This window comes from Saccharospirillum alexandrii, from assembly GCF_004000275.1.
Lineage (GTDB): Bacteria > Pseudomonadota > Gammaproteobacteria > Pseudomonadales > Natronospirillaceae > Saccharospirillum > Saccharospirillum alexandrii.
On sequence record NZ_RCIP01000003.1, the window covers coordinates 304,692 to 330,779 of the forward strand.

25 protein-coding genes and 1 pseudogene are annotated in these 26,088 nt (G+C 51.4%); 17 read left to right on the forward strand and 9 right to left on the reverse strand.

What is annotated here, in order from left to right:
- Positions 1–168 precede the first annotated feature (168 nt).
- The 3 genes from EP166_RS15050 (at position 169) to EP166_RS15060 (ending at position 3,399) form a co-directional block, all read left to right on the forward strand.
- Positions 169–1,134 (forward strand): ABC transporter substrate-binding protein, encoded by a 966-nt coding sequence (locus EP166_RS15050; RefSeq protein WP_127558530.1) that lies wholly within the window; start codon positions 169–171, stop codon positions 1,132–1,134.
- 158 nt (positions 1,135–1,292) lie between these two features.
- Positions 1,293–2,330, forward strand: coding sequence for an ABC transporter permease (locus EP166_RS15055; protein WP_127558532.1), 1,038 nt, complete (start codon positions 1,293–1,295; stop codon positions 2,328–2,330).
- A 10-nt stretch (positions 2,331–2,340) separates the two neighbouring features.
- Positions 2,341–3,399, forward strand: a complete 1,059-nt coding sequence (locus EP166_RS15060) for a quaternary amine ABC transporter ATP-binding protein (RefSeq protein ID WP_127558534.1) — start codon at positions 2,341–2,343, stop codon at positions 3,397–3,399.
- Between the two features lie 89 nt (positions 3,400–3,488).
- Here EP166_RS15060 and EP166_RS15065 read toward each other — a convergent pair whose 3' ends face one another.
- Both EP166_RS15065 and EP166_RS15070 read right to left on the reverse strand, forming a co-directional pair.
- On the reverse strand, positions 3,489–3,977 hold the full coding sequence (locus EP166_RS15065; RefSeq protein WP_127558536.1) for a YehS family protein: 489 nt from the start codon (positions 3,975–3,977) through the stop codon (positions 3,489–3,491).
- A 133-nt stretch (positions 3,978–4,110) separates the two neighbouring features.
- Positions 4,111–6,066 carry a hypothetical protein gene (locus EP166_RS15070; RefSeq protein WP_127558538.1) on the reverse strand — a complete coding sequence of 652 codons (1,956 nt, stop codon included), beginning with the start codon at positions 6,064–6,066 and terminating at the stop codon, positions 4,111–4,113.
- A 1,317-nt stretch (positions 6,067–7,383) separates the two neighbouring features.
- Between EP166_RS15070 and EP166_RS15075 the strand changes: the two genes are divergently transcribed.
- Positions 7,384–7,812, forward strand: a complete 429-nt coding sequence (locus EP166_RS15075; protein WP_127558540.1) for a hypothetical protein — start codon at positions 7,384–7,386, stop codon at positions 7,810–7,812.
- An 84-nt stretch (positions 7,813–7,896) separates the two neighbouring features.
- Entirely contained in the window at positions 7,897–8,979 is a 1,083-nt protein-coding gene (locus EP166_RS15080; protein ID WP_181952726.1) for an endonuclease/exonuclease/phosphatase family protein, read from the forward strand.
- Positions 8,980–9,257: 278 nt separating this feature from the next.
- Here EP166_RS15080 and EP166_RS15085 read toward each other — a convergent pair whose 3' ends face one another.
- A complete protein-coding gene (locus EP166_RS15085) occupies positions 9,258–9,995 on the reverse strand; it encodes an NAD(P)-dependent oxidoreductase (protein ID WP_127558542.1) in 738 nt (245 codons plus the stop codon).
- A gap of 140 nt (positions 9,996–10,135) precedes the next feature.
- Here EP166_RS15085 and EP166_RS15090 point away from each other — a divergent pair, with 140 nt between their 5' ends.
- Positions 10,136–11,023: a LysR family transcriptional regulator gene (locus tag EP166_RS15090; RefSeq protein ID WP_127558544.1), complete on the forward strand. Its 888-nt coding sequence runs from the start codon at positions 10,136–10,138 to the stop codon at positions 11,021–11,023.
- A gap of 165 nt (positions 11,024–11,188) precedes the next feature.
- Here EP166_RS15090 and EP166_RS15095 read toward each other — a convergent pair whose 3' ends face one another.
- Positions 11,189–11,548 carry a hypothetical protein gene (locus EP166_RS15095; RefSeq protein WP_127558546.1) on the reverse strand — a complete coding sequence of 120 codons (360 nt, stop codon included), beginning with the start codon at positions 11,546–11,548 and terminating at the stop codon, positions 11,189–11,191.
- 401 nt (positions 11,549–11,949) lie between these two features.
- Here EP166_RS15095 and EP166_RS15100 point away from each other — a divergent pair, with 401 nt between their 5' ends.
- Positions 11,950–12,693 carry a DUF4386 domain-containing protein gene (locus tag EP166_RS15100; protein ID WP_127558549.1) on the forward strand — a complete coding sequence of 248 codons (744 nt, stop codon included), beginning with the start codon at positions 11,950–11,952 and terminating at the stop codon, positions 12,691–12,693.
- 12 nt (positions 12,694–12,705) lie between these two features.
- The gene (locus tag EP166_RS15105) at positions 12,706–13,575 is read left to right on the forward strand and encodes an NAD(P)-dependent alcohol dehydrogenase (RefSeq protein ID WP_127558551.1); all 870 of its coding nucleotides are present in this window, start codon (positions 12,706–12,708) and stop codon (positions 13,573–13,575) included.
- 178 nt (positions 13,576–13,753) lie between these two features.
- On the opposite strand, the gene EP166_RS15110 is transcribed toward EP166_RS15105, so the two are convergent.
- Positions 13,754–14,668, reverse strand: coding sequence for a LysR substrate-binding domain-containing protein (locus tag EP166_RS15110; RefSeq protein ID WP_127558553.1), 915 nt, complete (start codon positions 14,666–14,668; stop codon positions 13,754–13,756).
- Positions 14,669–14,821: 153 nt separating this feature from the next.
- On the opposite strand from EP166_RS15110, the gene EP166_RS15115 reads away from it, so the two are divergent.
- Genes EP166_RS15115 through EP166_RS21770 form a run of 3 tightly spaced genes read left to right on the forward strand, consistent with a single transcriptional unit; the run spans position 14,822 to position 16,549 of the window.
- The gene (locus tag EP166_RS15115; protein ID WP_127558555.1) at positions 14,822–15,724 is read left to right on the forward strand and encodes a pirin family protein; all 903 of its coding nucleotides are present in this window, start codon (positions 14,822–14,824) and stop codon (positions 15,722–15,724) included.
- Positions 15,725–15,764: 40 nt separating this feature from the next.
- The gene (locus tag EP166_RS15120; protein WP_127558557.1) at positions 15,765–16,295 is read left to right on the forward strand and encodes an NADPH-dependent FMN reductase; all 531 of its coding nucleotides are present in this window, start codon (positions 15,765–15,767) and stop codon (positions 16,293–16,295) included.
- 26 nt (positions 16,296–16,321) lie between these two features.
- Positions 16,322–16,549, forward strand: a complete 228-nt coding sequence (locus EP166_RS21770) for a DUF2798 domain-containing protein (protein WP_127558559.1) — start codon at positions 16,322–16,324, stop codon at positions 16,547–16,549.
- 1,067 nt (positions 16,550–17,616) lie between these two features.
- On the opposite strand, the gene EP166_RS15130 is transcribed toward EP166_RS21770, so the two are convergent.
- Positions 17,617–18,030, reverse strand: a complete 414-nt coding sequence (locus EP166_RS15130) for a GFA family protein (protein WP_127558561.1) — start codon at positions 18,028–18,030, stop codon at positions 17,617–17,619.
- 226 nt (positions 18,031–18,256) lie between these two features.
- Positions 18,257–19,561: an MFS transporter gene (locus EP166_RS15135; protein WP_127558563.1), complete on the reverse strand. Its 1,305-nt coding sequence runs from the start codon at positions 19,559–19,561 to the stop codon at positions 18,257–18,259.
- Positions 19,562–20,114: 553 nt separating this feature from the next.
- On the opposite strand from EP166_RS15135, the gene EP166_RS15140 reads away from it, so the two are divergent.
- From EP166_RS15140 to EP166_RS15160, 5 genes are all read left to right on the forward strand, one after another.
- A complete protein-coding gene (locus EP166_RS15140; protein WP_127558565.1) occupies positions 20,115–20,849 on the forward strand; it encodes a HupE/UreJ family protein in 735 nt (244 codons plus the stop codon).
- Between the two features lie 15 nt (positions 20,850–20,864).
- The gene (locus EP166_RS15145) at positions 20,865–21,539 is read left to right on the forward strand and encodes a hypothetical protein (RefSeq protein ID WP_127558567.1); all 675 of its coding nucleotides are present in this window, start codon (positions 20,865–20,867) and stop codon (positions 21,537–21,539) included.
- A gap of 759 nt (positions 21,540–22,298) precedes the next feature.
- On the forward strand, positions 22,299–22,862 hold the full coding sequence (locus tag EP166_RS15150; protein ID WP_127558569.1) for a Crp/Fnr family transcriptional regulator: 564 nt from the start codon (positions 22,299–22,301) through the stop codon (positions 22,860–22,862).
- A gap of 61 nt (positions 22,863–22,923) precedes the next feature.
- On the forward strand, positions 22,924–23,439 hold the full coding sequence (locus EP166_RS15155) for an anthrone oxygenase family protein (protein ID WP_127558571.1): 516 nt from the start codon (positions 22,924–22,926) through the stop codon (positions 23,437–23,439).
- Between the two features lie 132 nt (positions 23,440–23,571).
- Positions 23,572–24,258, forward strand: a complete 687-nt coding sequence (locus EP166_RS15160; RefSeq protein ID WP_127558573.1) for an RluA family pseudouridine synthase — start codon at positions 23,572–23,574, stop codon at positions 24,256–24,258.
- Between the two features lie 249 nt (positions 24,259–24,507).
- Here EP166_RS15160 and EP166_RS15165 read toward each other — a convergent pair whose 3' ends face one another.
- On the reverse strand, positions 24,508–24,909 hold the full coding sequence (locus tag EP166_RS15165; protein ID WP_127558575.1) for a hypothetical protein: 402 nt from the start codon (positions 24,907–24,909) through the stop codon (positions 24,508–24,510).
- 107 nt (positions 24,910–25,016) lie between these two features.
- Here EP166_RS15165 and EP166_RS15170 point away from each other — a divergent pair, with 107 nt between their 5' ends.
- Positions 25,017–25,871, forward strand: coding sequence for a LysR family transcriptional regulator (locus EP166_RS15170; RefSeq protein ID WP_127558577.1), 855 nt, complete (start codon positions 25,017–25,019; stop codon positions 25,869–25,871).
- A gap of 22 nt (positions 25,872–25,893) precedes the next feature.
- Here EP166_RS15170 and EP166_RS21775 read toward each other — a convergent pair.
- Positions 25,894–26,016: pseudogene (locus EP166_RS21775) on the reverse strand (hypothetical protein); the annotation flags it as partial.
- Positions 26,017–26,088 lie beyond the last annotated feature (72 nt).

The following is a 26,088-nucleotide window of genomic DNA, read 5'->3' on the forward strand; positions in this document are numbered from 1 at the left end:
CCCTCTCTCTTTCCGCTCAGCATGCGGCACCCTACCGCCATCACCAACGCGGGTATTCGCGACGGTCGCAGCATCGCCCGATTCCTGGCGCCGCCGGTGAGCGGTTACTGAGCAACAGCGTTACTCAAACGCTGAGTCTAATTTTTCTGCAACACTGGAGTACTCTGTATGCGTAAAACAACCCTGGTAATGGCGGCGAGCGCGCTGTCAATGTCATCTGCGGCATTTGCCGATTGTGGCGAAGTGTCGATTACTGAAATGGGCTGGGCTTCCAACGAGGTCGTTACCGGTGTCGCGACATTCCTGATGGAAAATGGATACGGATGTGACGTCACTGTTGTTCCTTCCGACACAGTCCCCGCCGTAACGTCGGTCGCGGAAAACGGCGAACCCGACATTGTCACCGAGTTGTGGCTGAACTCGACCGGTGAAGTCTACAACCGCCTGGAAGAGGAAGGCCGTATCCAGCGCCTTGGGCGAGTGCTGGAACCCGGCGGCGTGGAAGGCTGGTGGATCCCCACTTATCTGGCCGAAGAACACCCTGAACTGACCACCATTGAGGGGGTCATGAACAACCCGGAACTCGTCGGTGGCATGTTCAATAACTGCCCGGACGGCTGGGGTTGCCGGGTAGTAAGTGACAACCTGGTGCGCGCACTGGACCTGGAAAGCAGTGGTATCGAGGTGTTCAACCACGGTTCTGGGCAAACTCTGGCCTCGTCCATGGCCTCAGCCGTAGAAGACGGTGAACCTTGGTTCGGCTACTACTGGGGCCCAACTGTACCGCTCGGTAAATACGACATGACCCGTGTCGATCTGGGTGAGATTGATGAGGACATTCATGCCCGAAACCAGAACCAGAATGCAGACAACCCGGGCGTATCAGACTTCCCGGCTGCGCCTATCCTGACCGCCATCACGACAGACTTTCAGGAGCGCGAACCTGAGGTGGCCGACATGCTTAGCCACCTGAGCTTCGAGACCAGTGTGATGAGCTCCATCCTCGCCTGGATGGATGAAAACAATGCTTCTGGTGAGGAAGCCACTGTTTATTATCTGCAAAACTACTCAGACGAATGGTCACAGTGGTTGAATGATGAAGCGCGGTCCAATCTGGCTAACCTGATCAACTAACCGTTCGGTTACCCGCCCTATCTGTATGGGGCGACCAGGCGTCGCCCCTTTTCTGATCAATGGCAAGCGGGGCTGACTGAAAACCTATAGCAGGCTAAATGCCTTTTCGGTTTTCAGACAGGTCTGCCTGCCAGACACTTAACGGATCGATCAACACTATGGCAGTATACGACTCTGTATTTTCCAGTTTGGGCCTGAAAGACTGGTGTGACAGCAACGGGCAAGACGGCCCCATGTCCATGGCCGATTTGATGAATCAGAACACGGGCGCAGAAGACGGCGCACCTGTCTCCGCCTGGGACTTTCCATTCCCCTCGATGGACGCACTCAACGACGCTTGTGGATCCTTTCCACAGTCCAGAGATTTGACTAAGGGACTCGAAGAAGGCTTTCTGGGCGCGAAAGATTCTATGAGCATTGTGCTCGACCCGTTGACGCAACCGCTGAGTTGGATGCTCGACGGAACGCTTTACGCGATGCTGTCCACACCCTGGTGGATCGTCATTCCATTACTCTTGTTTGTGGTGAAACTGGTCACTCAGTCCTGGAAACTGGTCGCCTTTGTTGGTGTCTGCCTGGGCGGCCTGGCGTTTATTGATCACTACGAATACGCAATGCAAACCTTGTCGATTATCTTTGTGTGCGCCTTCATTTGCGTGATACTTGGGGTGCCCATTGGCATCGCCATGTCCCGAAGTGACACCATGCAACGCTTAACCGTCCCAGTGCTCGACATGCTGCAGACACTACCGCCCTTTGTGTACCTGATACCGCTGATCTTTCTGTTCAGCGTGACCGAATCCAAGCTCTATGGGATCGCGATTATCTTGTATGCCATCGTCCCGGTCATTCGCTTGACCAACCTCGGCATACGACTGGTCGACAAAGACATCATCGAGGCGGCTAATGCGTTTGGCATGACAGACCGGCAAAAGCTCTACAAAGTGCAAGTTCCACTGGCACTGCCCAACATCATGGCCGGCGTGAACCAAACCATTATGATGAGCCTGGCCATGGTGGTGATCGCCTCACTGGTCAGCGCCCCCGGACTCGGTGTGCTTGTGTTGCGTGGTATTCGTAACCTGGAGCTGGGCGTCGGTCTCGTGGCGGGTCTTGGCATTGTTGTGCTTGCGGTCATTCTCGACCGGGTCACCAAAGCATCGCTGGCACGCATCGACTCATCGAGAAAGGACTGAGGGTAAGGGCATGAGTGATAATCCAATCAGAATTTCGATTCGGGAACTGTACAAAATATTCGGTGACGACCCACAGAAAGCGCTGGAACATGTGAAAGCGGGGATGAGTAAGTCGGAGCTTTTGGAAGAGCACGGTCATGTACTCGGATTGCAAGACATCAACGTCGATATGCGCGAAGGTGAGATAACCGTCATCATGGGACTTTCGGGGTCCGGGAAGTCGACCCTGATCAGGCACCTCAACCGGTTGATTGAGCCTACTGCTGGTCGCATCGATGTCGATGGTGAGGATGTGCTTCATTACAACGACCAGCAACTGCGTGAATTGCGTCGCCAGCACATGACCATGGTCTTCCAGAATTTTGCGCTGTTACCGCACTGGACTGTTCTTGACAACGCCGGCATGGCACTCGCCACCCGCGGCTTCGATCGCGACGATTACGAGGAAGAGGCAACGAAGTGGCTGGCTCGGGTAGGGCTGGAAGGCAATGAAAACCAGTACCCGCATGAGTTATCCGGCGGCATGCAACAGCGCGTGGGTATCGCCCGTGCTCTGACCTCTAATGCACCCATCATGCTGATGGACGAGGCCTTTTCCGCGCTTGACCCGCTGATCCGGACCGACATGCAAGATTTGCTTATTGAGCTGCAGCGCGAATTGAAGAAAACCATCGTGTTCATTACCCACGACCTGGACGAAGCGCTGAAACTTGCTGATCATCTGGTGATTCTGAAAGAAGGCTACGTTGTGCAGCAAGGTGAACCCCAGGAAATTCTGATGCAACCGAACGACCCGTACATTATGGATTTCATCAGCGACATCAACCGGGCTCGCGTGCTTCGTGTTCGTTCGGTCATGGACACCACGCAAACCACGCCCGCTGACTGCGCCGGGGAGGTAGACGCTGACGACAACCTTGAATCGGTCATCGCACGGTCGGAGGGTGACACCTCTTTCACCTATCGGGTTATGCAGGATGGCGAGCCAGTAGGCATGCTCAGCATGAAACGTCTGGTACGCGCCCTGGTTCCTACCGATGCCAGCCAGGAGCGCAGCAACGCTCAGTAACCCCTGCATGTAGGCCTTGCACCCGTGATGACACACGGCCGCTTGCGCCTACCTCTACTGACACCACAACGATGAGTGACCCCGACGGCTTACCCGGCCACCGGATCCGAGCCGGCATCCCCTGGTCTTAACTGCAGCTGCACCCCGAGCAAAAAATTACGCAGCACCTGATCTTTGCATTCCCGGTAATTTGAGCTTTCTGGATTTCGGAAGAAAGCGCTGAGTTCATGCTGACTCAGATCGAGATCGACCAGCTGTAGAATGCCCAAAATGTCATCAGCTTTCAGGTTCAATGCAATTCGGAGCTTTTGGAATATCTTATTATTGTTGATCCGGCTTTCTGGTTCTGGCTGCTGGCCATCACGTTTTCCACGTTTGAAATTGATGAAACCGTTAAGGAATACAGCCAACTCTCTGTCCGTCAGTTTTAGAAACTCATTGTCTTCTTCTTTTTTTAGCCAGCTAACCACCTGATCTTGAGTTACCTCGCAGTCGGCCAGGGCGAAAATACTGACCATCGTTCGATCGTTCAGATCGAAGGTATAACGGATACGTCGCAAAACATCATTATTAGTCACAATACAGTTCCTGGATCCTGGTCACGAAAGCATGAGGTTGCTGATGAGGCTGGCATACTACCATAACCCTGCGTCATAGCCTCTGCTCAAAGCGGTTTTCTGGCACCGGGATCATGCTTGGCGTTCCACTGAGTTATGGCCAATACGACTTTAAAAGATTGAACAGGCCATCATCCAGAACTTCGTAGGTGAAAGTCGTTACTGCCTCAGTGTCCGGAATAGTATCTGCGTTGGTGTCTTCTTTTGCGTGCCTCATTAAGAGATTACCGCTGTCACCATAAGTAAAGGTTACTTCATAAACGCCGTCTACAATGCCACTTCCGTCTGAGTCACGCTCCGTTCGTTCTTCAATCATAAGTCCGTCTTCATCATACCGGTACGAGCTGCTTTCAGTAAGGTATGGACCAGGATCACCAGCTTTACTTTCTTTGTACAGATACGTCAAACGATTGTTTCCGTCGTCATAGGTATACGTGCGTTCTATCTTGAAAACACGACCTCCGGTACCATCAAAGTCCCGTATTTGAACGTGAGATAGCTGATTGTCTCTGGAGTCATAAGTAAAAACGTTCTCGTCACTGTAGTCCACCACGCCATCGACACCAATATCAGCTTCAAAGTACTCCGATAAAAGATTACCTCTATCGTCATAACTATAAACGTAGCTTTCCCTGACGCTTGGTTGCCCGTCAGCATCGTCGTCATAATCTACTGTGTTACTTAGAACCTCGTCATGGTCACTGTACGTAATGGTGGTTGTCTCAATGTTGTCGGGTGATCCGTCGCCATCGAGGTCAATTTCTAATACATCGGATAGTTGGTTGCCGCGTGTGTCATACGTCATACTCCCCGAATAACTCCGATCTGGCCTTCCGTCGGCATCGGAATCAACCACGTTGGCATAGGTTATTACATGGCCCTCAGCATCGTAGGTATACTGATCCGACCGTATTGAATCTGGTATTCCATCAGCGTCGATGTCGGTTTCAGTTAGCTCTGACAGACGATTGCCATTGTTATCATGGCTATAGGTTCTCCTGATCAGGCTCTCCACTAACCCATCAGCATCGTCGTCTTGCTCATGAAGAGTGACTAACTTGTTACCCTGATCATCATAACGGTTTGTAGTGACGCTTATAGAATCCAGAACTCCATCCGCACCGACATCCTCTTCGGAGGTTGAAACGAGTCGTTTGCCAGCCGTGTTATAGGTAGACGTCATACGTTTTGTCAGGTCTGGTGTTCCATTGTCATCAACATCTTTTTGAATAAATGTTGATAACCGGTTTCTGCTTTCGTCGAAAGTGTTGCTGGTTATTTCCTCATCATTTCCGTCATAATCTAAATCTATGGTCTCAGATGTGATATTACCTTGTACGTCATACTCATAGGTATAGCGTTCATTGACGGGAGTATCTACACCATGACTTATAGAGCGTGTTATCTCGACATTGACTGGAACAGCGATACCAAGTGAATCATATAGACTAACAACCACCTCAACCGGCTCCAGTTTATCAAAGCCCGGGACATTGTGCTTTTTAGAAAACTCGTAAAGTGTACCGTAAAAAAACCCGAATGTGCTTTCATCGAAGCTAAGCGAAGTCGACGCTAAGGCGATGTCCCAGTCATGCAGGCTGATACCATTGGAGGGTTCATGGTCATTATCAAGCAAGTACAACAAAGCATAGATATTAGTTGCCTGGTCGAACCCGCTGACATCTTTATGGTTTATGAGCTCGCGACGAATGGCTTTTTCTGAGCTGGGTGGCTCGGCACCCACCAGGTCGAATGGGCTGATATTTTCAGCACCGGGGCCTGTTCCAAGCCGTATACCGCCAATAGAAAAAGTAACGGACTCTCCCTGCAAATAGGTAAATTCACCCCTGGCATTGGTATGCCCTGACCGAGAATCCGTTTCGTAGTACAAACCAGTGACTGCACCGCCAAGAAAGAGCCCTGTGGCAGGTTCGGAGCCACTGCCACCCGCACCGACGTCGTCACATGCGGCCAAGAGTGTACCCAGAGTAGCAATCAATACGTTTACCGGTAAAGCAGAGACCTTCTGATTAGTTCCCTTGTCACTCATCACGATATCCCTAGATATTAACGTTATTCAGCCTTTGGTAACAGGTCAACTACCCATCCTTTAGCGCCGACCGTTATCGTCCAATATAAACATTGATGAGTGTCTGCTGACAAGCCCCTTACCCTGCTGTAACTAGCCCGGCAGGGCTTATACGATGTCCAAATCAGGGTCATACGGAATCTGGTTGCCTGATGGCATAAGCGGGTGATGACGATCAGTTGGTTTGTGGACGCCAGCCGGAGAGACACATACACGAAACAGGACTGAGCTATGGATTGCATAACCGTGATAGCAGACTCGTGGCCTACCCTATTAACACCCAATTATTACAGTGACGTTTCTACGAGGCTAGCGGGACACACATCACAAAAATAAGGTTAGGCTATGAACCGAGTAATTCTGATAGCACACCGGCATGTCGACCCTTTTAGTTCCCTCCTTTTAGCCGGCTAGCCGATACTGCCGCTAAATCTCTACGAACGATGGCTCCAGGCATTCATTCTATATCGTCATGCTCCAGTAGACTGCCAGACCCTAAAGACACGCCCACTCTCGCACCGATATGGTGCGCTGTAAAATCCAGCACTCTGGCCTATGTCACTAAGCCAGAGCATCAGCCTTCCTGGTTAATGGGACGTTTACAGTTTTTAACGAAACAGGTATGTCACACCCCTCGTTAAAAACAACAGTAGTTCTGGAAGCGTAACAATCAATAGTCACGTTCAAACGATTCTACAAACGGTTGTACCCTACAGTTCCACTCGGAAAGTGAACTGAACCTAGAAAACAGGAAGAGAAAGAGAATCTTGTCTTTGCATCCGTTACATAGGTTTGGTTCGTCTCTTGCGGTGCCTAGGCTGATCACTGGTGCACATCAGCCCAACGCTGCGGGAAAGAACCATTAGGTGGCATTCGCTAGAACGGCACCGACTCGCGAAAGCGCCAAACCCTTTGATGCAACATTAGTAGAGAGACATATTCATGGATATTCTTAGCGTTATCGCCCTAATCGCCAAATGTGCAGGGCTCTTAATGGTAGTACTGTTCACGCTCAAACTGACGACCAGAAAGACTCGCATGCATTCAAGCAAGACAGCGCGTCAGCCAATGACCAAAATACCAACACTGAAGCTTACATTCAGATCGGCTCGGAACCTGGAGTTTGAGTGGACCGGTGTTGTAGGAGCCTACCAATATCAGTTATTGGAAAAAACAGACGACTACTCAGGTTTCCAGGCGATTGGTCGGCCCAAAAAGCCCGGTACGCGAGGCCTGACCTGGACGATCCCATTACATAGCCGACTCAATGCGAGGTACATGCTGCGTGCTTTTCATTACGACGGTTCCATTGATTCCAACTCGATTCATGTCGGCGACCAACTCATTACCGTACTGCGTCGACCGGCCCACACGGCGGAAGGCTTGGGCTTCATTGCCCAGCTGAGCCATGGTGGACGCACACTGACCCTGGCTGAAGACGATCACTCGCCCAGCCGCCCAGACACCTACCCGGGCGCAACGCATGTCTTTGAATTCGATAACTTCGGGCAATGGGTAAAACGAGCGTATGTTCCGTGGGTCGCTATCATGGCTCAAGCGAGCCATGCATCCATTGAACCCGAGAAAACGGCCATCGATGCCAGTGTTCCGTCCCTCGACAGAGTAGCCTCCCCTAATCGAAAACACTCCTGGCTGAGCGGTTATGGCTACTCAACACTGTCGTTGTTCAGTTACAACCAGCCATGATAACCGGTCTTCGAGACCAGACGAGACCCAATGCCGTCAACTGTGGCATCATCAGGCGTTAATCGTATTCACACCGAGACAAATATGATTGCTTCGTTTGCCACACTCAGCGCCACCCTGTTGGTTTTGACGCTTCTGCCGTTATGGAAGCAGTCGCACTGGGCTGTGCGGGTAATGGACTTCCCCCGGCTTCAACTCGCGATACTGGCTCTATTGCTGGGGCTAGCAGAACTTTACTGGTTGCCCATTACACCCTTCAGTACAGTGCTTATCGCAAGCTGCCTATTTTGCCTGTTGTGGCAAGCCCGTTGGATTGCACCCTATACGAGAATTTGGACATTTGAAGTCAGAACAGCCTGTGACATTCAGGAAGATCGCTGCTTAAGCATCATTACGTCCAATGTTCTGACTCCCAACAGACAAGCAGACCGCCTTGTACACCTGGTAAAACAACGGAAGCCCGACATTCTGGTAACTCTGGAATCTGATCAATGGTGGCAAGATCAACTCGACGTCCTTGAACCAGAGATGCCTTATACCCTTAAATGTCCCCTCGATAATTTGTACGGAATGCATGTCTATTCCAGACTGCCACTCGAGGATACCGAGATATCTTTTCTGGTAGAAGACAACATTCCATCCATGCATGCGCTGGTTCGGCTTCGTTCGGGAGACGGGATCCGCGTACATTTTTTACACCCGGCTCCCCCCAGCCCCACAGAAAATGAAGAATCTGCAGAACGCGATGCCGAACTGGTGATGGTCGCCCGTAGCGTGGCTGAACGCAGGCAGCCTGTCATTGTCACCGGTGACCTGAATGATGTGGCATGGTCCCGAACAACCCGGCTTTTCAGAAAATTGAGTCATTTGCTGGATCCACGAATCGGCCGTGGCATGTTCAACACCTTCCATGCGAAGTGGCCCATACTTCGCTGGCCACTGGATCACATCTTTCACAGTGAGCATTTCTCAATCGTTCATATTGAACGACTACCGACTATAGGGTCCGATCATTTTCCGCTATACACGCGCCTGCTCTATACACCACAACACAATGGCGATCAGGAAGGCATTGACCCGGACAAAGAAGACAATGATTTCGCGGACGATATTGAAGATGAACAGTCGGTCAGCCAAGAACACGTGCCAACGCCGAGACGCAGCTAACCCTTAGCCTGGCCGATAAGGCACCGGCACATCGCTTGCACCAGGCTCACCCTTTACAGCCATTGAACCATTATCGTGAATGCCACTGTCAACGGTATGGGTGATACCGGCGTGGTAGATGTATAACTTCCCAGGCACCTCTACTGACGGCGCTTCTTTGGGTGGCCACACCAACAGTATACCCATCAAGCAGACAGGCACGCTCATCAGCAACAATAATGAGTACGGAGCATACTTCACACGCAGTCTCCTCATCGAAAAGGTTTAACAGTCAGGGGTTATTCTGCGTTGTACACGACAGGCATTCGACCCACCCACCTCTGCCATTCCCCCGCGTCACACGCCAACCGTGTCATAAAGTGGGCCACATTGATGCGGCTAACCTGGCCGGAGTTGAACACCACCCCCCTAACCGGTGAGGGAAAGCTCTCATAATTGCTTACCTGGTCCTGGTTCACCAGGCCGTCGGGCCTTACCACGGCCCAACGGATATCCTGATGATTCTGACCAATATCCGTTCTCAAAAATTCTGCGGCCAACTCATTATCCCGATGAGGGGGCAACAGCAAGCGAACAATGCCAATCACCAGTCGGTCACCCCTACTGAGCTTCTCGTCCAGATCCCGGTTGCGGTTGCCATTGGTGTTCATCAGTATGAACTTGGTTGGTGGCTGATGCTCAGCCTGCTGACGTCGGGTGCGAATGATCGAGTGCGCCATCCGTTCAACGGATTCACGGCACAATAACCGGGGCGCGCCATACATCCCTTTGAACGTCAGGTTATGCCCCAGGCAGCAAATCACGCCGTCACAGTCTGTAATCAGGTTGTCGAGGTCACTATCCGCCATGTCTAGCACACTGCCGGCAGTTACGCTCAAGTGTGGGTAAAGGCTTACTTCGCTCTGGAGCGCTGCGGGGTTGCGCGCCACAGTGACGACATTGTGGCCCTGTTGCAGCAAGAGCGTGGCGACGTGCCGGCCGGTTGCTCCGGTAGCTCCGGCGATAAAGAATTTCATGGCATCTGCCTCTATTATTCAACTGTCGGAAACGTCACGGTCGGCCAGTAACGTTGACCGGATAACGATTTAGAGCCAGTATATCCATACACAAAGGCAGCCAAATCACCTAAAAAGTACTGCGAGGTATGCTTTAACGCATGGATTGGAGTTCGATACAGTTTGACTGGAACAGAACACGCGCATTCCTGATTGTGGCTGAGGAGGGGTCTCTTTCGGCGGCCGCCCGGTCCTTAAACATGTCTCAACCCACACTCGGCCGTCAAATTGCGGCACTGGAGCAGGAGCTGAATGTCACTCTGTTTGAGCAGGTGGGCAAGCGCCAGGTACTGACGCTAAGCGGTCAGAAATTGGTGGGTTATGTGAAGCAAATGGCGGAAGCCGCGAATCAACTGTCGCTAATGGCGCTCGGGCAACGAACCGATTTGTCGGGGTTGGTCACGGTATCGGTCAGTCAGTTGGATGCTCTTTATAGAATGCCCCCGGTTATCCGAACGATCCGCCAGATTGCACCCGACATCGAACTTCGCATCGACGTATCCAACGATGTAGCCGACCTGAAAAGACGGGAAGCCGACATCGCTGTCCGCAGTTTCAGACCTGAACAGAATGATCTGATTGCCCGGAAAATTGCCGATGAGCCCATAGGGTTATACTGCTCCCCCCAATACGCCGAGAGATTCCCCGGGGTCAGGCATCTTAAAGACCTCCGGCATGCAGACTTTATTGGTTACGATGTCAGCAACAGCGTAAAAGACAATCTTCGTAACCTAGGTGGTAAGCCCGATACCTACCGCTTTCCAGTCATCACCCAATTTCAATTGCTGCACATCGAACTGGCAAAGCTGGACCAGGGCCTTATTTTCTTGCCGACGGATATTGGCAGCCAAATGCCTGAGCTCACTTCTTTATTTCCCAAAGACGAGCCGGTGATGGAGATTCCAGTCTGGTTGGTGTGTCATCGCGAACTGCGTACTAACCCGGCCGTTAACCTGGTATTTGATGCACTGGCCGATGCCTTGTTTTAATCGGTGTCTGCAGTCAGCGACCACATATCACAGCTTTCCTGGTAACCCTTCCTAGTACTTCCGAAGACACCCATCGGAATATCCTAAAGCCATGCTAACAATCAATACTCCCTGAAAGGTTGCTAGAGCGGATGCCCTGCGAATCACCTGTTCTAGTAGCTCGTCCTAGGAAACAATACGCGCCTTACCTTCACCCTTACTCGGAAAATATCTCATTCTGTGACCGTCACTTTCGATAATTTCACAATCGGTTCCCAAATCTTCTTCGGCCAGATGAGCACGCCTGCAGAAGTAGCCGTCCTCCCATGTCCAGTTTCCAGACAGAACAAGGCCATCGACGGTGCCAGTCATCATGCCATCGCTGTGTATTGTAAACCTGAGGCTACCTTGCGAGAGTTCGCGGTCTGCAAACAGCCGGCAAAACATGTCCCGCGTCGTCACACGCTTCCAGGAACTTTCACGGGTTCCAGGCGTGTTGTCCTCCCTATCTTTCTCGTCTTCAGTGTTTTCTTTGATTCCCGTCATCTTACCAACACTCCTGATTGTCATCGATTGTTGAAACACCCACGTCATACCCATTAACACTTGCCATAAAAACCAAGCGTTTATAGCTACTCAATGTTGGTTTCCAGCCAGTGAGTCACTAACAGTCGTCCAGTCTGTAAACAGGTCAACTCAAACGGTTCGTAGGCATATCGAGGGCACGCACTGCGGGGGAAAAACCCTTTCTTTTCAACCATGTTAACTAAGTAAATAAAAATTCAGGCAATCACCGCGTCTAATAGTGCCCCGGTTGAGCCATTTATCGTTCTACTTACAGAACAATTAATTCACTTTTTGCGTCTACAGAAGCTTATCGTTCCATTGGTAATATAAAAATCGTCTCTGCGACGTAATCCAACCAAAACCAACCAGGAGATCGAACAATGACAACATTCCCTTCAAACCAACTCTCGCCAGTGACCCTGGCCCGCATCGGCGGTCTACTCTATCTGGGCATCATCGTTTTCGGACTGTTCAGTGAAGTCGGCGTTCGCACGGCGCTGGCCGTTCCCAACGACCCGGCGGCCACCGCTGAAAACATCCTCAACAATGCGTTGCTGTTCCGCATCGCCTTTGTCGCCGATTTGGGTATGCTGATGTTTGACCTGTCTTTGGCGCTGATTTTCTACAAACTGCTCAAACCCACCAGCCCGACCCTGGCAATGGCCGCTTTGCTGACACGATTGGCCATGGATGCGACCCTGGGTTTGAACATGATGAACCACTTTCTGGCGCTCATGGTGCTGGATGCACCGACCTACATGAGCGTGTTTTCCGTTGACCAGTTGCAAGCGGTGGCACTGTTCGGCCTCCAAGCGCATGCCGTGGGCTATTCCATTGGTCTGATCTTCTTTGCGTTTCACTGCCTGGTACTCGGCTATCTGCTGTACCGTTCGGATCTGTTCCCATCCGTCTTCGGGCCGTTGCTGGCGTTGGCTTTTGGCAGTTACCTGATCGACAGCGCTGCGAAGTTTCTCATCGACGGTTACAGCTCGAACGACTACCCACTCATTATGATTCCGGCACTCATCGCGGAAGTGTCGCTGTGCCTCTGGCTGCTGATCAAAGGGGTTCGACGTCCCGACTCAACCACCGCAACCCCGTTGCCATCATCCAACGCAACCTGAAGGAGGCTCGCCATGCAAGCCATCATTTTCAACAAGAAAGCTCGCTCAGAAAAAGCCACGTTGCAAAGCTGGCCAACCCCGACGACAGGGCCCAACGACGTCCTGGTCCGAGTGAAAGCCAGCACTCTGAATGCCGGCGATCGCGCCAGGATGGACATGGGACTGATCAGTAAGAAGTCGCCGATACCCGGTTCTGAGTTCTCCGGAACCGTGGAAGCCACCGGCGATCGCGTGGCCAAGTTCCGGCTGGGTGATGAGGTGTTCGGCTATGTCAACAACGGTGCTCACGCCGAGTATCTGCGCATCGATCAGAACGCCATGATCCATCACAAGCCGCTCAGCTGGCGCCATGATGACGCTGCTGCGGTGCCTTATGGGGCGATGGCGGCGCAGTTCTTTCTGGAACAGGCCAACCTCGTTAGCGGGCAATCCATACTGATCAATGGTGCCACTGGGGCCGTCGGCCAGTACGCTGTACAGCTGGCGAAGCTGGCCGGTGCCGAGGTGTGGGGCTCCGGCGGTGATTCATCGCATCTGGAAGCCCTGGCGCTGGACGGTGCGATCAACTACCAAAGCCAGTCTGTCTACACAATAAAGACCTCGTTTGATGTGATTTTTGACGTCAAAGGCAACCTGGCATTCCACCGGGTCCGACACATGCTTAACCCAAAAGGTCGGCTGGTTACAACCAACTTTGGGGTAAAGTCGTTGCTGGCGATGATCCGTTCCGCCCTGTTGCCTGGTCCGGCGTTCCGTACCGGCATAGCGAAGTACACGCCTGAACGGCTGGCTCGGTTAACACGTCTAATGGAGAGCGGAACGTTGCATCCGGTTCGTCATCAGGCGTTCCCGATTCAGGCCGTTGAGCAGGCTTACCGTTAGGAAGGCCAGGGCGGCAAACGTGCCTTAACGTTTTGCCCCCAGGTTAACGGGGCCTACTCCGTAACTGACGTAAACACGATGTGGCGACCTACGGCCAGTCTCTTCGGTGTGCCGGAGCACAGCGTGGGAACGACTGGCAACAGCCAATTATTAAGTGCCAAATAGTTGCTCGGAGAGGCTAACGCGGTGGGTCTCCGACCCGAGCATTCAAATTGTTTAACAGGTGATTGGCCAGTTCACGAACAGTGGGTGATTGTCCACGGCGCGTTGGCGTTACCAGGCTCAATTGTGCTTTCCCGGCTACCCACTCAGGCAGGACCCGCACCAGCGATCCATCATTGAGTTCATCCCTGCAGGTATAAGCTGGCAAGCTCACTATACCCAGCCCTTTCGCCGCCGCTTGTTTCAACGTAGTCATGTCATCGCTGCAAAGTTGCGGGCTAAAAGGTATGGTGGTTTTTAACCCATCCGTGTGCTCCAGACTCCAGTGTCCGGTTACCGGCTGCCAGCCAACCTTCAAACTGTGTCTCTTAAGCAAATCATAGGGCGACTTTGGCGTGCCGGTTCGAGTCAGATAATCGGGACTTGCGAACAGGTGCCAGGAGACACTCGCCAGGTGACGCTGAATAAGAGCCGAATCGGGCAGTGCGTCAAGGTGGCCACGGATGGCCATATCTATGCCCGAGGAAACGAGGTCGATCGTCTGGTTGGTTACCTGCTGAACAAGTTCTACCTTTGGGTGTTTTGCCAGGAAGTCTACCACCAGGTCCTGGATCGCAAACTGGGCAACACCTACCGAGCAACTCATGGTAACGCGCCCGCTCAATGACGCCTTCCGGCTTTGAATCGCGGCTTCGGCCGCTTCCATTTCCTCGATCACCGCCCTTGCATGCTGGTAAAAAACCTGACCAGCTTCAGTGACGTTAAACTGCCTCGAGGAGCGTTGTATCAACCGGGTATCAAGCCTTTCTTCCAGCCTGGAGACATGTCGACTCAACCGTGACTTGGGCATATCAAGGGCTCTCGCTGCGGGAGAAAAGCCCTGTTTTTCAACCACGTGAACGAAGTAAAAATAATCATTAAGGTCAATCATGGCATCTAATGGTCTCCCGGTTGAGGCGCTACCTGTTCTGATTATAGAACGAAAGATTCATTTTTTGCACCTGCACGAGCCTATCGTTCCATTGGTAATATACCAATCGTACCTACGACGTAATCCAACCAGAACCAACCAGGAGATCGAGCAATGAACGCAGCTGCCTCTTTAGCCGAAAAATCGGTTGTCAAACGCAGTCCGGCCGCATCTGTCACACGGCCCAAGCGTGGCCACTCACTCAGCATCGGCACGGGGTTTACCGGGGTCTCATTTCGGGAGCGGGATTTCGCTGGTGCAATGGATCCGCTGGTAATGGTGGATCACTACCGCATGAGAGAACCGACCTTTGGTGCCCACCCCCACGCTGGCCTCTCCGCTGTGTCCGTGCTCTTTGAAGACAGCGAGGGCAAATTCCATAACCGGGATTCACTTGGCAACGACTTTGATTTGATGGCTGGCGACCTGTACTGGCTAAAAGCCGGCTCCGGCGCTGTTCACGATGAGGCCCCCAGGGTCGGCGCAAGCATTCACGGCTTACAGGTATTTGTGAACCTTCCCGCGCGGATGAAACGAGATGCGCCCGAATCACTGCATGTTAAAGCACAGGACATACCCGTCCTGGAAAGCAAAGGCAGCCGGGTTCGCGTCATACTCGGAGACAGTAACGGCATTACCGGTCAGGTATCACCAGCGCTGCCCATGACCATTCTCGACGGAAAGATCGCTGCCGGATCAGCCTTTGCCCACGACTTGCAGGCTGGAGAAAACGGATGGGTATATGCAATAGAAGGCGAGGTCGAACTCACTCTTGCGGCTGAACAAGTAAGACTTCAAGCAGGCGAATCCATCGCTATTGAAACAACTTCCGGTTCTGCTGCCCATACGATTGAGATTACCGATGCTACCGACTCAGGCGCACACTTTGCCCTATTTTCCGCCCTACCCGTTAAGGAACCGTTCATCCAGAAGGGCCCCTTCGTGATGAACAATGAGGCTGAAATAGCACAGGTTGAAGCAGACTATGCGGCTGGTAAATTCGGCCACCTCGAATAATCCCACAGATCTTGAGTGATCACTTTAACAGGAGAAGAACATGAAAGTATTAGCATTCGCAGCAAGCAATAGCCGTAAATCGATCAACAAGGATCTAATTCGCTATACCTCTACCCTGTTGCCCGACAGCGACGTCGACATTATCGACATCAGCGACTATGAGATGCCCATCTACAACAGCGACCTCGAGGATGCCCATGGCATACCCGAAGCAGCATCCCGCTTTCTCGATAAAATCGCGGAATCAGATGCGCTGGTGATCTCCTACGCGGAGCACAACGGCAACTATACCGCGGCCTATAAAAACCTGTTTGACTGGGCTTCACGGAAAAACCGGGAAGTCTATCAGGGCAAACCAATCATCATGCTCTCGACATCGCCGGGCGCGAGTGGCGCGAGAAGTGTTTTATCCCTTGCTGTTGAATCCGCACACTTTTTTGCGGGCAAGGTGATGGCCTCTTTGTCAGTCCCTGATTTCTTCAAGAACTTTGACCGGGACGAAGGTGTACTCACCAACCCGGAGATGGTCGCGCAGCTAGAAGACGCATTGTCACCGCTGCAACAGGCCTAAAAAATAACCAACAGGAGATTGCCAAAATGATTCCGCGCAGGTTCCAGTTTCACACATTTTCTTTTTTCATGTCGCTTGCGATGTCAGGCGTGATGTCTCTAGCCATGTTGTCGATAGAGTTAGCCGACGTCATTGATGTGATAAAGCAATGGCCTGGGGCTTGGGGAATATCCATGCTGGTCGCGTTTCCGGTTAGCATGGTGATCGTACCGGTTACGCAAAAACTGGTATCGAGAATAATAATCAGTGAATAGAGGTTCCTTGGACGCCCAACTCTATTTCAATAATCCCAACTGTCATAAATGGGATTTTGAAAGCCGCTGAGTGTAGGAAAATTCGTAGGACCCTAGCTTTTCTAATTTCAAGAATTAGCGAGCTAACTGGACACCCATTACAGTTACAAGCTGTAATGATGGGTGTCTATGTATACTTGAGGTATTTTCGCTAAACATCAATGCCGAGAAAGCTAAGGCTTGGACAGATAGCCAAGTGATTGAGCATTGGCACATGCTGTATTCCGGAAACTTCGTGCCCCGGCAGTACATGGCCGGAAAAGTCCTGTACGAATGTTCTTACTGTGCCTGTCTTATTGGCTCTCTATCTTTAATAAAAACATAGAGTGCTGATATGAAAATAGCTAACAGAATCAAAAAGAACGATATAACCATCAGTGGTAGAAAAAACACAACATCATATGCAACAGGTGTAAATCCAAATGGTAATAGTGCATAAGTAAGCAATAAAATTACACCGACAGACAACGAGGATAATTCAAGAGCTTTCTTTGTTCTGAAAAAGATCGGTTTTGTAACAACGTTCTTGAAGAAATAGCTTACTACTGTGTATGTAAATGCACTGAGCAGAATAGCAAGCACAGAATCCATGTCAAAATAGATATGCAGCCAGTCGATATAAATCAATATAAATATAGAAGTAGCTACTGCATTAATTATAATGATCTTCTTACACGCGAAACTCAACCTACTTGACATACTATTCTCCCAAAATAATTGGAGTTATATTAAGTAAATTCGGAACCAGCTTCGTAGTCAAAATGAATCCCGTGTCATCTGATAATTTCGATTCTCTACATGCCCAATCACTTTTTAGCTTTCTTTAGACTAGCCACTATTCGCGGGTTTGGCCAATACCAGGCTGCACTCGCCCCTGTCTTCCCGGGACTGTCTCACCCCGATAGGGTGGGCACTCATCACATTCAATAGCGTCAAGCTATAAGGTGCATGAGTTAGATGGGTGGTTAATGTACATGTCCTAATAGCCACCCTACTTTTCCTATTGATTTTTAGTATTTTCTGCTTCATTACCGACCCGCGCGGCTTGGCTCGTGCCCATCATACTGAGGTAGTTCTGCATCCAGATCATCCCAACTTGCTCTTGAGGACATAAAATTGTGCGACATTGGCCTCTCCACAATATCCGTATCCAAAATTCCTAGCCGTAAACGCAATAACTCTGGCGATGCGTCATTACTGCTAAAGATGGGCGATGCACAGACTTTGCAAAAATGTCGTTTCTTGCCCGGCGCCATTTCATAATAGCCAATTTTCTCTTGGCCTGTTTTAATGATGAAACCCGCTCTAGCTACAAAACCATTTGTTGCGTATGCGGTGCCACTGCTTTTTCTGCATTTTGAACAATGGCAATGAATGATTGACTCAATGCCACCATTTATTTCTATTGTTACATCACCACACAGACAGCTACCCTGATACATTTAATCTCCTTATGCTAACAGCTTCATTATTGACATTTCCGAAGGTGATCCCGCCAGATAGGATCTAAAATCTACCACGGGCCAACCAGGCCTCCTACCTGAACACTTGACCAGTCAAAGTTTAGCCAGTTTTTTGTACAGCATCCAACTTAAGCAGGCCGTCAGGGTAAGACGCAATGCCACGCTCAAGGAAACCCCAGATCGCTCTGGAGGCGACGCCCTACTATTAATCTGGCCACTTCGGGTGAAGGCTATCGATAACATAAGTGTGGCTGTGCTGACGGCCGGTCGTTAAAGTATGTGGGTGATCACTGGCCAGATCATCGTGCCGATGTGCGTGCACTAGCTTATCATCCGGTGGCCAGAGCCTGATTGCTGCGATCAGCGCAAGAAAGCCTAGGCTGGCAAGGGTTAACAACGCAATCTGGATGCCGGCCACGGACCCCAGCCAGCCTGCAAGAGGGTAGGAAACTAACCAGCCAAGATGGGATAGAGAAAATTGAGCGGCAAACATGGAAGCCCGGTCTTCCCTGTTGGAAGACCGTGTTAGTAGCCTGCCCACAGGCGTTTGTGCTGCGGAGAAGCCAACACCAAGATACGCCCATACCGGCAACAGCCAGGCCAACTGGGTAACCGGTATTGTGAAGGCGAGCCCGGAGACAAGAATGCCTCCCGCCACCAGCATAACCTCCCGATCCCGCCACCGCTTTAGCACCACCGGCAGCAGCAAAGCGGCGACCATCGAGCCGGCACCAAAGGCAGCGAACGCAATGGCTGTATCCTGGTCAGTTAATCCAAATTGCCCCTTTACCAGCACTACGGTGTTAACGATAACCATGGCACCGGCCAAGCTAACAACCAGATTAAGGGCCAGCAACCCGCGCAAACGGGGGGTTGCTGCGAATATTCTGAAGCCGCGCCAGGCCCGTTCGTAGGCCCCCCTCTGTTCCTTTGGTTTTGAGCCCGGCGGCAAGGCAACCGAAACAACCAGTATGGCTGATGCGATAAACCCGATGACCGTACCCGAATATAACCCTTGCCAACTGGTTGCCAGTAACATCAGCGCCGCTAATGCCGGGCTGACCAGATTTTCCAGATCGTACGCCAGGCGCGACAGCGACAAGGCTTTGGTGTAATCGTCTTCATTTGGCAGGGTATCTGGAATAATAGACTGAAAGGTGGGCGTAAACGCTGCTGAGGCCGATTGCAGAACGGCGATCAGCACGTACACCTGCCAGACACTGGTAACGAAAGGCAGCGCCAATGCCGTTCCCGCACGAGCCAGGTCCAAGGACACCAGCATCGTCCGCCTGGGAAGGCGTTCAGCGATGGCCGCCGCCAGTGGCGCAATTAACACATAGGCGATCATTTTGATCGCCATGGCCGTTCCCAGTACCTGCCCCGCGCTGTCTCCTGCCAAATCGAACGCCATAAGGCTCAGCGCCACGGTTGCCAAACCCGTCCCCAGCAGGGCGACAACCTGTGCTAAAAAAAGGGTGCGGTAGATTCTGTGTTTCAGAATATGAAGCATGGTTACCAGAGCCGATCCTACATGTCGGTGGGAAGGCACTGCATGTTGCCTCCCTGTTCAATTAGCAGTAATATTTTTTGCTAATACTGTACGCATAGTAGTATCTATCACACCTTTACTCTACCAGCCGGGCTATCACGCTAACCACCTATGAGATTGGCTTTCGAACACAACCCGTGGATTCCAGTGCTTGTCATGCTGCTTGTGCTGGCTGGCACACCACTGTCTGCCATGGGGGAGCTTCTGTCCCATAGCTTGCCTGAACTTAACCCTCCCCCGGGACTGAGTCATTCCAGCCACAGCCACAGCCAGCACCATGACGAATCTGAATCTCACAATCACCACAACGCTTCCAATCATAGCCATGAGTCTGCAGACCACCTGAGACTTAATTTACTAACAACGACGTCAGCTACGTTCAAGCAATGTGCTTTAGGCGTTGATGACACTCCGCGCACGGCTTGTTATCGGTTTTACCGCCCGCCCAGACCGGTTCTGCCTGGTTAAAAACAACGGCTAACCCGCTTAATCATTCAGCAAAATCGGAGCATTTATGGTATTCCCTTATACCCGTACACGCTGGCGTGCGCGCAACAGTGCCAGTGCGTCTTATCTTGCCTGGCTATTTATAGCGATCTGCTTGCTTTTCCTGAGCACCGACACCTTCGCCCACGCTGTTGCTGAAGGCGACAAGGGCTATATTCAGGAAATCACCGGTATTCATCTGGTCTCGTTTATGTATCTGGGTGCCAAACACATGGTGACTGGCTACGACCACTTATTGTTTTTACTCGGTGTCATCTTCTTCCTCTACCGCATCCAGCATATTGCTGTTTATGTGAGTCTGTTCGCTCTTGGGCACTCAACAACCATGTTGCTCGGCGTGTACTTCAACATAGGCATCAACAGCTACCTTATTGATGCCATTATTGGACTCTCGGTCGTTTATAAAGCACTCGATAACCTGGGTGCTTATCAACGCTGGTTTGGCATTCAACCAAACACCAAGGCAGCGACTTTGATTTTCGGTCTTTTTCATGGTTTCGGCCTGTCCACAAAAATTCTTGAATACGACATTGCAACTGACGGCCTCGTACCGAACTTGCTTGCCTTCAATGTTGGTGTGGAAGTTGGTCAACTCATCGCTCTTACCATGATACTCATTGCCATGAGCTTCTGGCGCAAGACAGATGGTTTTTTCCGGCATGCCTATTCCGCTAACGTTGCCATGATGAGCGCTGGGTTCCTGCTCATTGGTTATCAGCTGACAGGCTATTTTGTCGTTTAACATCGGAGATTTATTATGTACAACACCACTAAACCTTCCAGAAACGACCTCCCCAGCACTGCGCAGCTGATTCGATCTACCATCCTTGCTGCGACAGTTGCCGTGATTCTGCTCATTACGGTCGTGTTGCCTGCCGAATACGCTGTAGACCCAACCGGTGCGGGTCGCGTTCTCGGACTTACCGAAATGGGGGAAATAAAAATGCAACTGGCGGCAGAAGCAGCAGCCGAGGAAGCAGTGCAGCCAATACCCGTTGAATCGGCTAGAGACACTAACTCGGACACAACAGCCGCTCTGCCAGCCGAGACTACCGCCCCCGAATCCGGCATTCAGGCAGACACGGTGGCAGGCACTACAGCATCAGAGACCGGGCCTTCATGGAAAGACGAAGTACGCGTTGTACTAACCCCGGGTGAAGGCACCGAATTCAAACTGACCATGGAGTCGGGGAGTGTGGCCCTCTACTCCTGGGTTTCATTAGGAGGGCCCATAAACTATGACACACATGGTGATGGTAATGGTCAGTCAATCTCCTATGAAAAAGGCCGTGGGGTCCCAAGCGATGAAGGAGAACTGAAAGCTGCCTTCACCGGGAATCACGGCTGGTTCTTCCGCAACCGAAACGACGATGATATTACCTTGGAGTTGCGCACGGGTGGTGACTATGGCGAGTTGAAACGCATGATGTAAATGTGATCAGACGTGCCTCGCGATCGTAATTGATCGAAAAGCCAATCACGCGCAATAATGCCAACTCACACAGCGGGGCTTACAGGCCCCGCCTTATTTGACTTGATCTTATGGCGGGCACACCTGAATAATTCCGAGCATACTTTCGCCAAAGGTCAGATCGCTACTGCACAGGAAGCCCAGAAATAACCAGAGCCCCATCAACCAAAAGCACGGTTCTCGCTTGTAGGTTACCCGTGTCAGGATATGCCCACCGGCCTTGCCTTTCGGCTACCGGATTACCTGGAACTGGCTGACGTTCTCCTGCGCCTAACAATCGCGCTGTTAAAGCGTAATATTCAGAATGGGGCAGACTTCATTCTTCGCTACCCATCGCTAAACTGTTGTTATTTTCCGCGGTCAAATTCATGTCAAACCCTACAACGATAGCTGTGGCAACTAGACGCCGCGATTCTTTGATGGCTGCCTGATCAGGGCGCCCGGTACAGAGTCAACGTGGACACCCATTACAATTCATAGCGCCACACTATGAAAGACAGGATCACAATAGTCGACTTTTGTGTCTATTCTTTCAGTCTTCAGGTATTTCAAGGTCCCTTCGTTAGTGTGCACATACAGTTAACCCTTCCTCGTTACTCGTCTATTCTGGGTGTCTCGCCAACGCTATTGGCAGCCGTCTAAGGTACATGGCCCATTCATCGTGTATGTTCAATAACATTGCTATCGCTCGCCCAGGGAGGCCAACTAAGAATGCAGCCTATGTTGGATCAGGTATTCAAAAACGCCGGCATACAAGTTGGTGATGAGGATGCCCTTGTAAGACTATTTTCCTACCGTTTGTTCAGTGCTCGAGAGCCTGTTTTACAGTCGGGCCAAGCCTGGCGGCAGTTGTACTATATACAGAGCGGCCTCATTCGTTTGTTTTACACCGACGAAGATGGTAACGATTACAATAAAGGGTTTTTCCGCGAAAGGCATTGCCTGTGGCCCGTCGCACCCCGGGACCGAGAGCAAGGCGTGCTGTTCAGCATTGCAACCATCGAGCCCACAGAAGTATTGGTTTGTGATATCGACGCGCTTTACCATCATCTGGAGGCGCAAGGTCTGTGGCAACGCTTTGCGCTGTACTACGCAGAACGGCTGCTAGAGAGCAAATTCCAACGCGAACACGACTTGCTGACCATGAAAGCCCGGGAGAGGTATATAAAACTGAAAGCCGACCTGCCCGACCTGATCGCCCGTATTCCGGACTACCATTTGGCGAGCTATTTGGGAGTGACAAACGTCTCCCTGTCACGTTTGAAGCGTGGTATTAACAAATGATAACGCCATCAACCGGTCACGAAAGTACCCTTGGCGACTGACTCAATGATCGGAGAGCGGCATGACAACAACCTTTCCAGAAAACGCCATGCTGGCCCTGTCGGCATTGTTTTTCGGCATTATGGCCGGTTTCTTCTGGACTTATTCGTTCAACATTAATCTTGCCATGCTAGAAGTTAGCGGCCCGGTCTATGCTCAGGTGCAGAGCCTGTTCAACCAAAATGTCCGGCATGCCACCTTCTTTACCTTCTTCTTTGGCAGCGGGGTGGTGTCCTTCATTGCCTTAATAGTGAACTGGCGGCACCGAACCAGCCTGGCGTTTGCGCTGCTTGGGCTGGCGTTTCTGGTTTATGGGCTAGGGATTATCTTGTTTACCAGGAACGTGAATTTGCCACTGAATTACTATACTGAATCCTGGGAGCTGAGTGCACTGCCTTCAGACTGGGCCAGCATTCGCGAGCAATGGAACCGGGCAAACAATATTCGAGTAGCGATGGCAGGTACCGCTTTTATATTAAGCCTATCGGCTTTAGTGGTTCGCTGCTCGTTTCCAGATAGGACGCAGAGGGCCACGTGAACACCCATCTCAACCAGCAGTACCAGACCATGAAGGACACAATCATGATAGCCGACTATTGTGCAGTCTGTCTTAATTGGTTTGTCATTGATAGACTGCTTTTCTCCATTCGAAGTAGGCGATGCTCACATCATGCAACCCCAGGCTGATCCGTTCATTGCCCCTAGGTGTACAGAATCGATCGAGATTCTGTATCAGGACGAGTCGATCCTGCTGATCAACAAGCCCTCCGGATTGCTCAGCTTATCTGGCAAGCACCCCCTGAATAAAGACTCGGTGCACTTTCGCTTGAGTCAGAAATTTCACGATGCCCGCCTGCTGCACAGACTGGATTTCGGCACGTCGGGAATTATGCTGGTCGCGCTTAACAAACACATTAATGGAATACTCACCCGGCAGTTTCAGGCGAGCACCATTGCAAAGACTTACACAGCCGTGTTGCAGGGACATGTGACGCCCGAACACGGCTCGATCAGCGCGCCAATAGCCAAAGGTGTGTTTCCGTTGCAAGTGATTTGTGGGGAAACGGGCAAGCCAGCGTTGACCGACTACGAAGTGATCAGGCACGTGCAAGTGCCCAATGAAACAGGGCATCCGGTAGCCTGCAGCCGGGTGTTGTTCAAACCGCGAACAGGCCGCACTCACCAATTGCGCATTCACAGCCGAGAACTGGGTCACCCGATACTGGGGTGTGACCTTTATGCCAGTGATGCTGCCTTTTCGCTGGCAAGCCGGCTAATGCTCCATGCAACCTCTCTGGCCTTTGAGCACCCTCTAACCGGCAAGCGTATAACCGCCCGATGCCAATCACCCTTTTGAGAACTGCACAGCATCGCTTGTCATTGAATGGCAAGCGACCTTACCCAGAGGTGTATTCGCTCGATCTCTGCGCCTGCAGTTATGTCCAACCATTACCACATAGCGCTGCATATCAATGCCGAGAAAGCCAATGCTTGGCCGGATACCCAAGTCATTCACCACTGGCATACGCTCTAAGCCGCCTAACGCGAGTGCCTCGATAGCCCACGCTGATAACGCGGAAATCTTCGGCTTCAAGACAACTTGCCTTCACTGGTTGTCTATTGACGCGACCGTCTCCCGAAAATAGTCCATTCGACCAGCGTTGCTGTGAGAAAGAAGCATGTTACGAGTTCGAACCATTTTCTGGCGCACCGCATAATAGAACGTCTGCCTGAATTCAGTCAGCACCCAACCTTCGCCAAGATCATGGCTCTGCATAGTTTCAATGTGTGTACCACGGGGAAAGACCTCGAGCCCAAGACGTTGCAAGACAGACATCAATTCAGTTTTGTCGCGCGCGCATTGCCAACTGACATCGGTCTCGTCCCGATAGTGATCAATGCGGAAATCGATTGTGTCATCAACGCGGGAAAGTAACGCTTCGCCATCTCCGCCTGCAAAGGCCAGCAGGAGGTTTTCGATGGTTTCAATTGAGGACTCTTGCTGCATGATGATGCTCCATTCAAGTGTAGGGAGTGCTCAATGTAAAGCAGATCAAGTATTAGTTAAAATATGTTATAACTCTTCATATGAAATAATTAGACTATGGATAATCCATGCTTGATATGCGCAATATGCGATACTTCGTCGCCACCTACGAAGAAGGCTCAATTACCGCTGCTGCAAAGCGCTGCTTTATCGCTCAACCATCGATCTCTAATGCCATCCTGCAACTTGAGGAGAGTCTGGGCACCCGCCTTTTCATTCGTCATAAAAAGGGCGTACGGGCCACGCAGGAAGGCCATGACCTGTATCCGCTGGTCAGGCGGTTGCTGGCAGAAGCGGACGCGATAGGCGAGCATTTTCGACGTTCGACGACACCGGCTATACGCCTGGGAATGCTACCTACCTTACCCGGGCGGCGCGTAGAACAGATCGTGCACGAGATACGTGGCACCGCACCGGGTGCAGCGATCTATCTGGTCAATTCGCAGGCAGAATGTGATTTGTGTTTTACCATACGGGAGTATGTACCCGTCGATTGGCAGTTCCAGTCGTTATGGCGTGAGGATTACGTATTGGCATTGCCTGAAAGCTCACATCTGGCACTGCATGATGAGCTGACGGCTGATGATCTGTCAGGCATGCCTCTAATTGGCCGGGTGCACTGCGAACTCAAAGACAGAGTGCAGCAACGTCTGGAGCAAGAATACCGGTTGGATGCTGATTTGCGCGCGAGCACTGACAACGATGACTGGGCGCTAACTCTGGTGGCCTGCGGCATGGGGGTTGCCATCGTACCGGAAAGTGTTGCTGCCAGCAGGCAGGATGTCCTGGTACGACGCCCGCCCATACTCGCCGATCTAAATCGAGAAGTTGGTGTTGCCTTCCATCCTACAGCACTCCATCAGCTTGAATTCGTAAAACCACTGGTATCGAAGCTGCTTACTTTGCGTTGGAAGCCAGCTTAGGGGGTTGGTTGATACCCCTATCTCAATTAAAGCTAAATGTCAGCAGTTCGGTATGTGTCGATCGGGACCGACTTGTGCCCAGCCACCCCTCCAATTGCTTAACCGCGTCTGAAACGCTGGCTTTAGGCATCCCCAAGCTGGCTGCCGCTGCGTGAAACTAGCCAGATCTGCCACTCTAATAACAGTCTGCACGCGGGACACCCTATCGATCGACCTT